This is a genomic window from Nocardioides sp. Z21_20 (assembly GCF_059766585.1).
Window position 1 is genome coordinate 46,527 of sequence record NZ_JCBAJX010000013.1, and the last position, 12,347, is coordinate 58,873.

The 12,347-nt window shown below is 72.2% G+C and carries 13 protein-coding genes; 6 read left to right on the forward strand and 7 right to left on the reverse strand.

The genetic code is table 11. The annotated features are described in order from the left end of the window. Positions 1-7: 7 nt before the first annotated feature. Positions 8-844: a sulfurtransferase gene (locus tag AC6EH9_RS16885; RefSeq protein ID WP_498424723.1), complete on the reverse strand. Its 837-nt coding sequence runs from the start codon at positions 842-844 to the stop codon at positions 8-10. A 30-nt stretch (positions 845-874) separates the two neighbouring features. Here AC6EH9_RS16885 and AC6EH9_RS16890 point away from each other — a divergent pair, with 30 nt between their 5' ends. Beyond that, positions 875-1,030: a hypothetical protein gene (locus AC6EH9_RS16890; RefSeq protein WP_498424725.1), complete on the forward strand. Its 156-nt coding sequence runs from the start codon at positions 875-877 to the stop codon at positions 1,028-1,030. Between the two features lie 22 nt (positions 1,031-1,052). Here AC6EH9_RS16890 and AC6EH9_RS16895 read toward each other — a convergent pair whose 3' ends face one another. Beyond that, complete coding sequence (locus tag AC6EH9_RS16895; protein WP_498424726.1) at positions 1,053-2,303, reverse strand: alpha/beta hydrolase fold domain-containing protein; 1,251 nt, start codon at positions 2,301-2,303, stop codon at positions 1,053-1,055. Positions 2,304-2,414: 111 nt separating this feature from the next. On the opposite strand from AC6EH9_RS16895, the gene AC6EH9_RS16900 reads away from it, so the two are divergent. Continuing rightward, positions 2,415-3,815 (forward strand): WS/DGAT/MGAT family O-acyltransferase, encoded by a 1,401-nt coding sequence (locus tag AC6EH9_RS16900; protein WP_498424728.1) that lies wholly within the window; start codon positions 2,415-2,417, stop codon positions 3,813-3,815. On the opposite strand, the gene AC6EH9_RS16905 is transcribed toward AC6EH9_RS16900, so the two are convergent. Together AC6EH9_RS16905 and kstD are read right to left on the reverse strand one after the other, a co-directional pair. Continuing rightward, entirely contained in the window at positions 3,787-4,746 is a 960-nt protein-coding gene (locus tag AC6EH9_RS16905) for an alpha/beta fold hydrolase (protein WP_498424730.1), read from the reverse strand. The two genes, AC6EH9_RS16900 and AC6EH9_RS16905, sit on opposite strands and share 29 nt — an antisense overlap. Before the next feature lie 91 nt (positions 4,747-4,837). Next, a complete protein-coding gene (gene kstD, locus AC6EH9_RS16910; protein ID WP_498424732.1) occupies positions 4,838-6,601 on the reverse strand; it encodes a 3-oxosteroid 1-dehydrogenase in 1,764 nt (587 codons plus the stop codon). A gap of 188 nt (positions 6,602-6,789) precedes the next feature. Between kstD and hsaA the strand changes: the two genes are divergently transcribed. The 4 genes from hsaA to AC6EH9_RS16930 all read left to right on the forward strand — a co-directional run bounded on the left by hsaA (position 6,790) and on the right by AC6EH9_RS16930 (position 10,757). Further along, the gene (gene hsaA, locus AC6EH9_RS16915; RefSeq protein WP_498424733.1) at positions 6,790-7,956 is read left to right on the forward strand and encodes a 3-hydroxy-9,10-secoandrosta-1,3,5(10)-triene-9,17-dione monooxygenase oxygenase subunit; all 1,167 of its coding nucleotides are present in this window, start codon (positions 6,790-6,792) and stop codon (positions 7,954-7,956) included. A 95-nt stretch (positions 7,957-8,051) separates the two neighbouring features. After that, complete coding sequence (hsaC, locus tag AC6EH9_RS16920) at positions 8,052-8,945, forward strand: iron-dependent extradiol dioxygenase HsaC (protein ID WP_498424734.1); 894 nt, start codon at positions 8,052-8,054, stop codon at positions 8,943-8,945. Between the two features lie 16 nt (positions 8,946-8,961). Further along, positions 8,962-9,582: a flavin reductase family protein gene (locus AC6EH9_RS16925; RefSeq protein ID WP_498424735.1), complete on the forward strand. Its 621-nt coding sequence runs from the start codon at positions 8,962-8,964 to the stop codon at positions 9,580-9,582. Between the two features lie 215 nt (positions 9,583-9,797). Further along, on the forward strand, positions 9,798-10,757 hold the full coding sequence (locus tag AC6EH9_RS16930; protein WP_498424737.1) for a type IV toxin-antitoxin system AbiEi family antitoxin: 960 nt from the start codon (positions 9,798-9,800) through the stop codon (positions 10,755-10,757). Between the two features lie 113 nt (positions 10,758-10,870). On the opposite strand, the gene AC6EH9_RS16935 is transcribed toward AC6EH9_RS16930, so the two are convergent. The 3 genes from AC6EH9_RS16935 to AC6EH9_RS16945 form a co-directional block, all read right to left on the reverse strand. Next, positions 10,871-11,128: a sigma factor-like helix-turn-helix DNA-binding protein gene (locus AC6EH9_RS16935; protein ID WP_498424739.1), complete on the reverse strand. Its 258-nt coding sequence runs from the start codon at positions 11,126-11,128 to the stop codon at positions 10,871-10,873. Then, a complete protein-coding gene (locus AC6EH9_RS16940) occupies positions 11,125-11,397 on the reverse strand; it encodes an RNA polymerase sigma factor (RefSeq protein ID WP_498424741.1) in 273 nt (90 codons plus the stop codon). The genes AC6EH9_RS16935 and AC6EH9_RS16940 overlap by 4 nt, the downstream gene beginning before the upstream one ends. A gap of 261 nt (positions 11,398-11,658) precedes the next feature. Next, positions 11,659-12,237: a TetR/AcrR family transcriptional regulator gene (locus AC6EH9_RS16945; protein WP_498424743.1), complete on the reverse strand. Its 579-nt coding sequence runs from the start codon at positions 12,235-12,237 to the stop codon at positions 11,659-11,661. Between the last annotated feature and the right edge of the window lie 110 nt (positions 12,238-12,347).

Consider the following 12,347-nt stretch of genomic DNA (forward strand, 5'->3'; position numbering starts at 1 on the left):
CCGGGGCTCAGGCGCCCTGCTCGAGCGGACGGGCGGGGTCGGCGGTCCAGGCGTTCATCGAGCCGTCGTAGATCGCGACGTCGCCGCGGCCCGCCTCGGCCAGCGCGATCGCGGCCGCGGTGGCCGCGATGCCGCCACCGCAGTAGGCCACCGGGGTGCGGCTCGGGTCGAGCGCGCCGGCCCGCTCGAAGACCGCGCGCAGCTCCTCGCGCGGGCGCAGCGACCCGGTCTCGTCGACGAGGTCCCCGAACGGGACGTTGACGCTGCCGGGGATGTGCCCGCGCGCGAAGGTGTCGGCGTCCAGGGCGTTGATCAGCAGCACGCCGGGGTCACCGATCGCGGCCTGCACGTCGGCGGTCGAGCGGAGCAGCTCGGGGCGCCGCCGGGCGGTGAAGCTCGCCGGCGGGTACGACGCGGCGCCGCCGGCGGTCTCGAACCCGGCGGCCACCCAGGCGTCCAGGCCCCCGTCGAGCACGACGACGTCGTCGTAGCCCTCCAGGGCGAACTGCCACCAGAGCCGGGTGGCCCAGATGCCGTTGGCGTGGTCGTAGACCACGACGGTGCTGTCGTTGGAGATGCCCAGCGCGCCGACCGCGGCGGCGAACCGCTCCGAGGGCGCCGCGGCGAACGGTGCCTCGCCGTGCGGGTCGGCCAGGTCCACGATCAGGTCGGCGAAGGTCGCGCCCGGGACGTGCGCCTCCTGGTAGGTGGCGCGCCCGGACTCGATGCGGGGGCCCGCCTCGCTGAAGGACAGGTGCACCGTGGCGTCGACGATGCGCAGGCCCTCGTCGTGCAGGTGGTCGTGGAGCCAGGCGGGGGAGACGAAGCGTGCGTGGGCGGTCATGGCTCCACGCTATCGGGGTACCGCACGGCCATGACCACGACACCGATCGAACCCGGCCCGGACCCCGAGGTCGTGCCCAGCGGAGACCCCGGCGGGATCCCGACTCCCGAGCCGATGCCGGGCGAGGACCCCGGCGGGCTGCCCCCGGAGCCGGAGACCGAGCCCTCCGGCGACAGCCCGGACTAGCCGCGTCCTCGCCCAGCCGACGTCAGGCCGACGTCGGCTCGGCGTCGCTGCGCGAGTGGCGGTAGCTGTTCCAGTGCCAGTTCAGGTACCGCTCGATCGCGCGGACCACGTGGGCCGAGCGGATCGAGGGGAAGATGTCGAAGGCGTGCTGGGCGCCGGGCAGCTCGGCGTACACCACGCTGGCCCGGCTCTTGGCGCGCAGCTCCTGTACGAACAGCCGCGCCTGGTCCACCCCGACCAGCGTGTCCTGGGCGCCGTGGATGACGAAGAAGTCGGGCGCGTCCGGCGTCACCCGCAGGATGGGGGAGCCGGCCTCGAAGACCTCCGGGTCCTCGCTCCACCGCTTGCGCACGACGTACGGCGCGAGGAACTTGTCGCGCATCAGCACCGCGCTGCGCAGGCCGGTGGAGCCGGCCAGGTCGTAGACGCCGTAGTGCGGGATCGCGGCCTGGACGGAGGTGTCCACCTCCTCGAAGCCCGGCTGGTAGGCGGGGTCGCCCGGGGTCAGCGCCGCGAGCGCGGTGAGGTGGCCGCCGGCAGAGCCTCCGGTGATCGCCAGGTAGTCGGGGTTGCCGCCGTAGTGCTCGATGTTCTCGCGGACCCACGCGATCGCGCGCTTGACGTCGACGATCTGTGCGGGGAACGGGTGCTTGGGCGCCAGGCGGTAGTTGATCGAGACGCAGACCCAGCCCTTGGCGGCCATGTGCTGCATCAGCGGGATGCCCTGCTGGTCCTTGGTGCCGACGGCCCAGCCGCCGCCGTGCACCTGCAGCAGGACGGGTGCGTTGGCGATGTCGCCCTCGGCGGCGCTGTAGATGTCGAGGCGGCCGCGGCGCCCGCCCTCGGTGAAGGAGATGTTGCGCTGGACGCGCACCCGCACGTCCTTGATCCGGAACGGGTTCACGAGCTTGCGCCACGGGGTGGCCAGCTCGGCCGGGGTAGGCGGCGCGTCGAGCTGCTCCACGTAGTCGACGCCGAGGCCCTCGACCAGGGCCTCCTCGACGTCGTCCTTGGTCTGCCGGCCCTGGCGGATCATCCAGCCCAGACCGGCCGCGCTGGCGGCCGCGAGGACCAGCCCCGCCCGATCCCGCGCCGTGCGTCCGCGTACGTGCACGGCGGCGTCGCCGGCTGTCAGCGCCAGCAGCTGCGGAGCCAGCTCGGAGGTGAGCCAGCCGGCCAGGAAGGCCGGGATCCCGGGCCGGAAGCCCGGCACCGGGCGCAGCGCGTTGGCGGTCAGGGCAGCGGTCACGATCTGGCGACGAAGGAAGGCCACGTGCCCGATGCTATAGCCGGTGTCTTTTGCCGTGGGGTGGATGGCGCTGGGACGGCCCCTGGGCCATGATGAGAACCTGTTCTAGTTCATTGGATCCGCTGGGGGAGTGACATGGAGCGACTGTCCGGACTCGACGCGAGCTTCCTCTACCTGGAGACCCCCGAGCAGCTGATGCACGTGTGCGGACTCATCGTGCTCGACCCGGCCACGATCCCGGGCGGCTACGACTTCGCCTCGTTCCGCGACGAGGTCGAGCGCCGGGTCATCGACGTGGGGGAGTTCACCCGCAAGCTGCGCCGGGTGCCGCTGGGCCTCGACCACCCGATCTGGGTGCAGGACCGCAGCTTCGACATCGACCGCCACGTGCACCGGCTCGCGGTCCCGCAGCCGGGTGGCTACCGCGAGCTGACCGAGCTCGCCGGCCACTTCGCCGGGCTCCCGCTGGACCGGTCGCGGCCGCTGTGGGAGATGTGGGTGATCGAGGGCTTCGAGGGCGACAAGGTCGTGGTCTTCATGAAGATGCACCACGCCACCGTGGACGGGGTCTCCGGCGCCAACCTGATCTCCCACCTGTGCAGCCTGGAGCCCGACGCGGCCCCGATCCAGGGCGCCGACGAGCCGACGCGGCCCGGCCGCGACCCCGACCAGGTCGAGCTGCTGGGCAGGGCCCTGCTGAGCACCGCGGCCAAGCCGTTCACCGCGGTACGCCTGCTGTCGCCCTCGGTGCAGCTGGTCGGGCGCACCGTCGCCCGGGCGCTGGAGGGCAAGACGATGGCCGCGCCGTTCTCGGCGCCGCGCACGTCGTTCAACGGCACCATCACCAGCCACCGCGCGATCGCGTTCACCGACATGGACCTCGACGAGGTGCGCGCGATCAAGCACGCCACCGGCACCACCGTCAACGACGTGGTGCTGGCCGTCGCCGGCGGCGCGCTGCGCTCCTACCTGGCCGCGCGCGACGAGCTGCCCGCCTCGTCGCTGATGGCGACGGTCCCGGTCTCGGTGCGGGACAGGTCGCACCGCTCGGGCGGCGCCAACAAGGTCTCCGCGCTCTTCGCCAACCTGGGCACCGACGTCGCCGACCCGCTGGAGCGGCTCCAGGAGATGGCCGAGAACAACCGCCACGCCAAGGAGCACCACGACGCGATCAGCGCCGACGCGCTCCAGGACTGGGCGGAGTTCGCGGCGCCACGCACGTTCGGCCTGGCGATGCGGGCCTACGCCGGGTGGAGGCTCCCCGAGCGGCACCCGGTGATCCACAACCTGGTGATCTCCAACGTGCCCGGCCCGCCGGTGCCGCTGTACTTCATGGGGGCCCGGGTGCTGGGCCTCTACCCGCTGGGCCCGGTCTTCCACGGCGCCGGGCTGAACATCACGGTGATCTCGCACAACGGCGTCCTGCACGTCGGGATCATCGCCTGCCGCGAGTCGATGCCGCACGTCGACGACCTGGTCCGCCGCTTCCCCGAGGAGCTGGAGCGACTCAGCAAGGCCGTCGCCGACCAGCCCTGAAGTCCCGCTCGCGCGCGACCACGGTGGCGGTCGCCTCGAGCAGCGCGGGGACGAACAGCTCGGCCTCCAGCGTGCACGCGGCGTGCCCGGCGTCGATGTCGTGGACGGTGGCGCCGGGGATGCGACGGGCCAGGGCGAGCTGGTGGGCGAAGGGGATCACCCGGTCGCGCCGGGTCGCGACCACCGCGGTGGGCACGTCGATGCGCGCCAGCCACGGCCGCGAGTGGTGCCGACCCAGCGCGGCCACCGCCTGGGCCACCGCCCACGGGCTGGTCTGGCGGAACTCCCCGAGCGCCCACTCGTAGAGGTCGTCGGGGACGTCGCCGAAGGCCTGGGCCGCCGCCCGGGTCGCGCGCACCGCCGTACGCGAGGCGCTGACGCCGCGCGCGCCCAGCATCGCCACCTCGATCCCGGCGTAGAACGCCCGCTCGTGCGGGTGGCTGCGGAAGCGCGCGGTGCTCGCGCACAGCACCAGTCCGGCGGTCCGCTCCGGATGCTGGCGCCAGACCCGCTGGGCGATGATCGAGCCCATCGAGTAGCCGCCGATCACGGCCCGCTCGATGCCGAGCGCGTCCAGCAGCGCCGCCACGTCGTCGGCGCAGTCGTAGAGGGAGAACACCGGGGAGTGGATGCCCCGGCCGTGCCAGCGCTGGTCGAGGGTCACCACGCGGTAGCGCTCGGACAGGGCCCGGATCGCGGGGAACCAGGTCAGCAGCCCGGTGCAGCCGACCGCGTGCAGCAGCACCATCGTCGGTGCCTGCGGGGTCGGGCCCGGGGTGTCGGTGACGTACGTCGACCCGCGGCCCGGCAGCTCGACCATCTCGCCGGAGGGGATCGGCACCCAGGGGAGGTAGACCCGGCGGCGGACGACCTGGTCCGGCATCACCGGCCGGAGCAGGGCGGAGACCGAGCGTGGGACGAGGCTCGCCATGGGTGGACCTCCTGGGCCGCGGTACGGACGCGGCCGGCGCGTGGGCTGACGGTGTGTCAGTACCCAGGCGCCGGCCGATGGTGCCGGTGACTCAGGACGCCGTGACGGCTGCGCCCTGCGACGGTGCGGTCCCGGAGCCGGCCGAGTCCGCGATGTGCTGTGCGGCGATGTAGCCGAACGTCATCGCCGGTCCGATCGTGGCGCCGGCGCCGGCGTAGGTGTGGCCCATCACCGCGGACGAGGTGTTGCCGGCGGCGTAGAGGCCCTCGATGACCGAGCCGTCCTCGCGCAGCGCACGGGCCAGCTCGTCGGTGACGATGCCGCCCTTGGTGCCGAGGTCGCCGGGCACCATCTTCACCGCATAGAACGGCCCCTGGTCGATCACGCCCAGCGACGGGTTCGGCTTCGTCCTCGGGTCGCCGTAGTAACGGTCGTAGGCCGAGTCGCCGCGGCGGAAGTCGAGGTCCTTGCCGGTGCGCGCCATCTCGTTGAACCGGTCGGTGGTGGCCACCAGCGTGTCGGCCGGGACACCGATCTTGTCGGCCAGCTCGCGCAGCGTGTCGGCCTTCACGATCGCGCCGCTCTTGTACCAGCGGCCCGGGAACGGCTGGCGCGGGCTGAGCCCGGCGAAGAGGTAGCGGTTGCGGTAGCGCTGGTCGATGACCATCCAGGACGGGACGTGCTCGACCCCGGTGGCCTCGGCGTTGTCGTACATCGCGTGCACGGCGTCGACGTACGGCGCGGCCTCGTTGAAGAAGCGGTGGCCGGCCTGGTTGACGATCATCGAGCCGGGCAGGTTCCGCTCGGCCAGGCAGAACCACGGGCCGGAGGGCAGCGGGATCGACGGCCCCCACCAGGCGTCGTCCATCAGGTCCAGGGCCGCGCCGGCGCGCAGGCCGGCGTTGATCCCGTCGCCGGTGTTGCCGGCCGCGCCGGTGGTCCACTCGGCGCCGATCGGGGCGCGCTGGTACTGCTGGCGCATCTCGGCGTTGTGCTCGAAGCCGCCCGAGGCGAGGATCACGCCGTGGCGCGCCCGGATCACCTGCTCGCGGCCGTCGCGGGTGACCTTCACGCCGCTCACCCGGCCGTCCTCGACGACCAGGTCGGTCAGCGGGGTCTCGTACCAGACCTCGACGCCGGCATCGATCAGGCCCTTGCGCATCCCGATCATCATCGCGTTGCCCATGCCGTACATCCGCTTGCCGCGGGCGACCGTGATCGAGCGGCGCACCATCGCCTTCAGCATCGTCAGCGGGAACCGGATCGAGCGCAGCCCGAGGCTGATCTTGCGGTAGTCGGCCTGACCGATGACCAGGCCGACCGGCGCCTTGGTGTAGGGCTTGGTGAGCCGCTTGAGCTCGTCGCCGAGGATGTTGCCGTCGATCGGCTTCGGCTCGACGCTGCGCCCGCTGGCGCGACCACCGGTGGCCTCGGGGTAGTAGTCGGAGTACTGCGGCACCCACATGAAGTCGGCGGCCGAGTGGTCGGTGACGAACTTCAGCATCTCCGGGCCGCGGTCGACGAAGGCGTCGATGCGGGCCTTGGGCACGATGTCGCCGATCACCTCATAGAGGTAGGCGCGGGTCTCGGCGTCGGGGTTGCCCTGGCCGGCGGCCTTGAGGGCGTGGTTGTTCGGGATCCACACCCCGCCGCCGGAGCGTGCGGTCGAGCCGCCGAAGCTGTCGGTCTTCTCGATGACGAGGGTCTTCAGGCCCCGGTGCTGCGCGGCGAGCGCGGCGGTCATGCCGGCGCCACCGGTGCCGACCACGACGACGTCCACGGTCGCGGCCTCAGCGGTGTCGTGGGCCGAGGGGCCCGGCTGCGTCGGCCCCGGCTGCGTGGGGTCAGGCGTCACGTGTGCTCCTGGTGCTCTAAGACTGGGGGGTGTCCGCGGGCACGGGGCCCGCGAGTGAAACCGGTTCTATTCGGCGCGGGCTGTCGTCGTCCACAGACCCGCCCGGTGAGTGGGAGTCGGCGCCCCGGAAAAGCCGTAGAACCTGTTCTATCGTGGCGGTACCGAACTGATCCGATCCAGGAGAGCCGATGTCCCAGCAAGTCCTCGACGCGATCCGCGACCTGCTGCCCACCTTCCGGGCCCGCGCCGACGAGACCGAGCGGCTGCGCGTCGTGCCGGAGGCGTCGGTCAAGGAGCTCGAGGAGACCGGCTTCTTCCGGATGCTCCAGCCGCGCCGCTTCGGCGGCCTCGAGGCGGACCCGGTCGACTTCTACACCGCCGTGCGCGACATCTCCTCGGCCTGCGGGTCGACCGGCTGGATCTCCAGCGTGCTGGGGGTGCACCCCTGGCAGGTCGCGCTCTTCGCCGACGAGGCGCAGCAGGCCGTCTGGGGCTCCGACACGTCGGCGCGGCTCTCCTCGTCGTACGCCCCCACCGGCCGGGCGGTGCTCACCGAGGGCGGCTACACGCTCTCGGGCACCTGGAGCTTCTCCTCGGGCTGCGACCACGCCGGCTGGGTGCTGCTCGGTGGCCTGGTGGTCAACGCCGAGGGCCAGGTCATCGACTTCAAGACGTTCCTGGTGCCCCGCGCGCAGTACCGCATCGTCGACGTGTGGAACACCGTCGGGCTGCGCGGCACCGGCTCCAACGACATCGTGGTCGACGAGACGTTCGTCCCCGAGGCGATGACGCTGTCGATGAGCGACACCGGGCGCTGCTTCGGCCCCGGCCAGGAGCAGAACACCTCCGAGCTCTACCGGCTGCCGTTCCACTCGCTGTTCACCACCACGATCACCACCCCGATCATCGGGATGGCCACCGGCGCCTACGCCGAGCACGTCGAGATGCAGCGCAAGCGGGTGCGCGCGTCGTACGTCGGGGAGCGGGCCTCGCTCGACCCGTTCGCCGCGGTGCGGATCGCGCGCGCCTCCAGCGAGATCGACGCCGCCTGGGCGCTGCTGATCGCCAACATCCGCGAGGAGCAGGCCTGCGTCGCGCGCGGGGAGAAGATCCCGCTGGCGCTGCGGCTGAAGGTGCGCCGCGACCAGGTGATCGGCACCGAGCGCGCCATCGAGGCGCTGGATGCGCTGTTCGAGGCCTCCGGCGGGCGGGCGCTGGCCGAGGGGACCTACCTGCAGCGGGCCTGGCGCGACGCGCACGCCGGGCGCGTGCACGCCGCCAACGACCCGGAGCGGGCGCTGCAGATGTACGGCGCCAGCGAGTTCGGCCACAAGATCGACCCGGGCATGTACTGATCCGACAACGAGGCCGCCGGGACCTGCGGCGGCCATCCACCACCTCGCGAGGCATCGCGAGGAGCCGAAGAGCCGAAGAGCCGAGGAGGCAGAACATGGACATCCGCGCACTGGGGTACGTCCGCGTGGCGAGCACCGACCTGGAGAAGTGGCGACACTTCGCAGGCAAGGTGCTCGGCCTCGCCGAGGGGCGTGGCCCGGACCCGGCCAACCTGTACTTCCGGATGGACGCGCTGTCCGCCCGGATCGTGATCGAGCCGAGCGACCGCGACTGCCTCTCCGCGATGGGCTGGGAGGTCGCCGACCACCGCGCCCTCGCCGTCGCGCTCGATGAGCTCAAGCAGCACGGGGTGATCGTGCACGAGGCGACGCCCGAGGAGCTCAAGGAGCGCCGCGTCGAGGGGATGATCCGCTTCGAGGACCCGTGGGAGAACGTCTTCGAGCTCTTCCACGGCGCCACCTACGAGTCGCGGCCCCTGGTCACGCCGTACGCCAACACCTTCGTCACCGGCGACCAGGGCCTGGGGCACATCGTCCTCCCGGTCGGCGACGACGAGGCGGCGCTGCGCTTCTACGAGGACGTGCTCGGCTTCCGGCTGCGCGACTCGATGCGGATGCCCGGTGAGTTCGTCGGCAAGGAGCCCGGCTCCACGGCGTGGCTGCGCTTCCTGGGCTGCAACCCGCGCCACCACTCGCTGGCCTTCCTGCCGATGCCGAACCCGGCCAAGTGCGTGCACATCATGGTCGAGCTCGAGAAGCTCGACGACGTGGGCCGCGCGCTGGAGCGGGTGCGCAAGCACAACGTCCCGCTCTCGGCGACGCTGGGCCGGCACATGAACGACGAGATGGTGTCGTTCTACGTGAAGTCGCCCGGTGGCTTCGACGTCGAGTACGGCACCGAGGGGATGACCGTCGACGACAGCAAGTGGGTCGCGCGCGAGTCCACGGCCGTCTCGTACTGGGGGCATGACTTCAGCGTGGGGCGCTGAGGACACAATGGACCTCATGGCTGATCACGAGATCCCGGACGGGATGCGCGAGGACGCGCATGACTCCTGGCCGCCGAAGGGGTTGATCGAGTCCTTCCTGGGCAACGTCGACTTCGAGTTCCGTGCCGGCGAGCACGTCGTCGTCCCCGCGGACGACGAGGCGGCCCAGGCGACGGCGCGCAAGTTCCGCGACGTGCTGGGCAGGTACGCGAGCGGGGTCACCGTGGTGACCACGCTGTCGGGCGGCGAGCCGATGGGGATGACGTGCCAGTCGTTCACCAGCGTCTCCCTCGACCCGCCGCTGGTGGCCTTCCTGCCGATGAAGACGTCGCGGGCCTTCGCGGCGATCCGCAACGCGGGCCGGTTCTGCGTGAACTTCCTGGCCGCCGACCAGGCCGAGGTCTCCAACGCGATGGCCAGCCGCGCCGAGGACAAGTTCGCCGGCGTCAGCTGGGCTCCGTCGCAGACGGGGTCGCCGCTGCTCGAGGGGATCGTCGGCTACGTCGACTGCACCGTGCACGCGATCCACGAGGCCGGCGACCACTACATCGTGGTCGGCCGCGTCCAGGACCTCGACGTCGCCGAAGCCCAGGACCCGCTGCTCTTCTACCAGGGCAAGTACCGCACCACCACCTGACCCGGGCCCCAGGATTAGGACAGGGCCAGGGGCATGGCAGGGCAGTCCCAGGGGCAGGCAGAGGGGTAGGCAGGCAGCCCAAACCCCCACCCCAAGCCTCGCGACCCGTCACTCCCTCGACCATTTCCACGGTGTGTCGCGGCGGGAGTGACGGGTCGATCCGCGCCTGTGGATGAGCTCGGCGGGGCCGGGCTCGGGTCCGGCACGCTGCTGGGATGCACGTGTACGACGAGCTCCCGTTGGCGCTGCCGGACTCGCACCCTCGGCTGCCGCTGTCCCAGCCCTTCACCCTGGCGCAGGCGCGCGACGTCGGGGTCAGTCGAGACGAGCTCACCACGCTGTGTGCGCACGGCGTGCTGCGGCGCCCGCTGCTCGGTGTCTATGTCGACAATGCCGTGCCCGACACGACGCTGACGCGAGTTCAGGCGCTCTCGCTGGTGCTCCCCGAGGATGCGGTGGTGACCGAGGAGACGGCGTGCTGGGCATATGGCCTCGACCTCGACCCGCCGGGCGCACGCTGGGTGGCGGCGCCCCTTCGGGTCTTCCGGTCACCGGGCTCGACCCGCGTGCGGAAGCTCGGGTGCTCCGGGGGCGAGCGGACGCTGCGTCCCGACGACGTCGTGACGGTGGCCGGCATCCGGGTGCTGTCGCCGGTGCGGCTCGCGCTCGACCTGGCCCGCCTGAGACCGCGCGATCCGGCGCTGGCCGCGCTCGATCAGATCCGTCGCCACTTGGGAGTGCGGCTCGAAGAGCTGGTGGAGCGGCTGCCGGAGTTCAAGGGGGCGCGTGGCGTGGTCCAGGCCCGCGACCTGGTGCCGCTGTCGGACCCGCGCGCGGAGTCGCAGGCGGAGTCGTTCGTGCGGATCCGATGCCGAGACGCCGGGCTGGTCCTCGAGCCGCAGTTGGAGGTGCGACGCCACGACGGCTGGCTGGAGCGGGCCTACCTCGACCTGGCGGATCGGGCGAGGCGCTTCGCGGTGGAGTACGACGGGCGCGCCTGGCACGAGAACGAGGACCAGCGGGCCCGCGACCGTCGCCGGCGTGCATGGGTCCGCGAGGAGCACGGCTTCGGCATCTGCGTGCTCACCGACCGCGACGTCTACGGCGTGCCCCGCGAGCGCACCGCGCACGTCGTACGCCAGGCCCTGGAGAGGCATCTGAGAGGCCACCCCTGACCGCCGACCCGTCACTGGCTCGACCAGACTCGCCGGGGACGGCGGCGCGAGTGACGGGTCGAGCCGGGCCTCAGTCCCCGCACCAAGCGGGCGCGCTGTAGCCGCGCCCGTCGTCACCCACTGCGGTGCACGAGCGCGCGGCGCGGCGCTCGTCGACGACCCCATCGGTCTCCTCCGTCGTGGTCGCTGTCCCGGGCGCCGAGCTCATCCCTCAACCGACCGCGGGCTCGGTGCAGGCGGGACTTGACCGTCCCCACCGGCATGCCCAGCGCGGTGGACACCTCGTTCTGATCAGGCCGGCCCACGCCGTCGGCAGGAGTACGTCGCGGTCCCCGGTCGTGAGGGCGGCGAGCGCCCTGGCGAGACGTCATACGGGGCGGCCGGCGTCGACCCGCGCGGCCGCTGCCTCCTCGAACCGGGCCCCGTCGGTCCGCTCGCCTCGCTCAAGGGTGCGCAGATGCCGCGTCTCGTCGCGGTGGCGGCGCGCGACCAGGTTGCTGGCGATGCCGAACAGCCAGGGGCGGGCGCTGGCGGCGGCGCCCGCATCGAAGGTCGCCCGGCGCTCGAGGACGACCACGAACACGTCGTTGAGCAGATCCTCCGCGTCCGCGGCGCGGATTCGCCTCGTCAGATAGCGCAACAGCCGCCGGGGTGAGGATCGCGTCGAGTGAAGTCACACTGGTAGTGGTCCGATCGGGCCCATGGGGTTCACGCGTGTCAGGGCACGGTAGGGCATCGGTCTCCTGCGGATGCGGGTTCGCGGTGCCGGGCTGCCGCGGCGCGACCCGTCGATGGCGCCGACGAGTACGGCGTGTCTGGTCGAGGGAGTGACGGGTCGGCGGGCTTGGGGGGGGGCTGGGCTGGGCTGGACTGGGGAGGGCTGGGCTTGGGGGGAGGGGGCTCAGGGGTGGGGGCGGGTGGCGTCTAGGACTAGATCCACCAGCTGGTCGACGAGGGCGGGGGAGAGGGGTTCGCCGCCGGTGAGGGGGGCCAGGAACAGCGGGGAGACCAGGGTGTGGATCACCGTCCGAGGGTCGTGGGTGGTGCTCGCCTCGCCACGGGCGATGGCGCGGGCGAGCATCTCGTACCACCCGGCCATCACCGGATCGAAGTGCTCGACCACGGCGGCGTTGAAGGCCGGGTGCAGCCCTGAGGCCATGATCCGCGACAGCGTCAGGTCCACGGGGTCGGCCGCGAACACCGCGATCCGATGGGCGAACTGGCGCACGTCCGCGGCCCAGCTGCCGGTGTCGGGGACGGCGACGGTTCGCACGTGGTGGGGCAGCGCCTCGGCGAGCAGGTCGTCCTGGGTGGGCCACCACCGGTAGATGGTCCGCCGGTTGACCGCGGCCCGCTCGGCAACCTCGACGGTGGTGAACGGGTAGCGCCCCTCGGTGAGCAGATCGAGCACGGCGCGGCCGACGGCGAGGCGCACCTGCTCGCTGCGGCCGCCGCTGCGCTGACGTGTCTGGACGCTCATGGTCGGGCCAGCCTAGGCCAGACGGTCCGCGGTGCTGTCTAGACGTCCGCCGCCCGCGCGCCCGGTCCTTGACCCTTAAAGCAACAAAGTGTTGCTTTAAGGCGGCAGGC

Bases quoted from the DNA above. Each gene is read 5' to 3' on its own strand.
- AC6EH9_RS16885 (WP_498424723.1), bottom strand. From the start codon at position 844: ATGACCGCCCACGCACGCTTCGTCTCCCCCGCCTGGCTCCACGACCAC.
- AC6EH9_RS16890 (WP_498424725.1), top strand. From the start codon at position 875: ATGACCACGACACCGATCGAACCCGGCCCGGACCCCGAGGTCGTGCCC.
- AC6EH9_RS16900 (WP_498424728.1), top strand. From the start codon at position 2,415: ATGGAGCGACTGTCCGGACTCGACGCGAGCTTCCTCTACCTGGAGACC.
- AC6EH9_RS16905 (WP_498424730.1), bottom strand. From the start codon at position 4,746: ATGGCGAGCCTCGTCCCACGCTCGGTCTCCGCCCTGCTCCGGCCGGTG.
- hsaA (WP_498424733.1), top strand. From the start codon at position 6,790: ATGTCCCAGCAAGTCCTCGACGCGATCCGCGACCTGCTGCCCACCTTC.
- hsaC (WP_498424734.1), top strand. From the start codon at position 8,052: ATGGACATCCGCGCACTGGGGTACGTCCGCGTGGCGAGCACCGACCTG.
- AC6EH9_RS16925 (WP_498424735.1), top strand. From the start codon at position 8,962: ATGGCTGATCACGAGATCCCGGACGGGATGCGCGAGGACGCGCATGAC.
- AC6EH9_RS16930 (WP_498424737.1), top strand. From the start codon at position 9,798: ATGCACGTGTACGACGAGCTCCCGTTGGCGCTGCCGGACTCGCACCCT.
- AC6EH9_RS16935 (WP_498424739.1), bottom strand. From the start codon at position 11,128: ATGACGTCTCGCCAGGGCGCTCGCCGCCCTCACGACCGGGGACCGCGA.
- AC6EH9_RS16945 (WP_498424743.1), bottom strand. From the start codon at position 12,237: ATGAGCGTCCAGACACGTCAGCGCAGCGGCGGCCGCAGCGAGCAGGTG.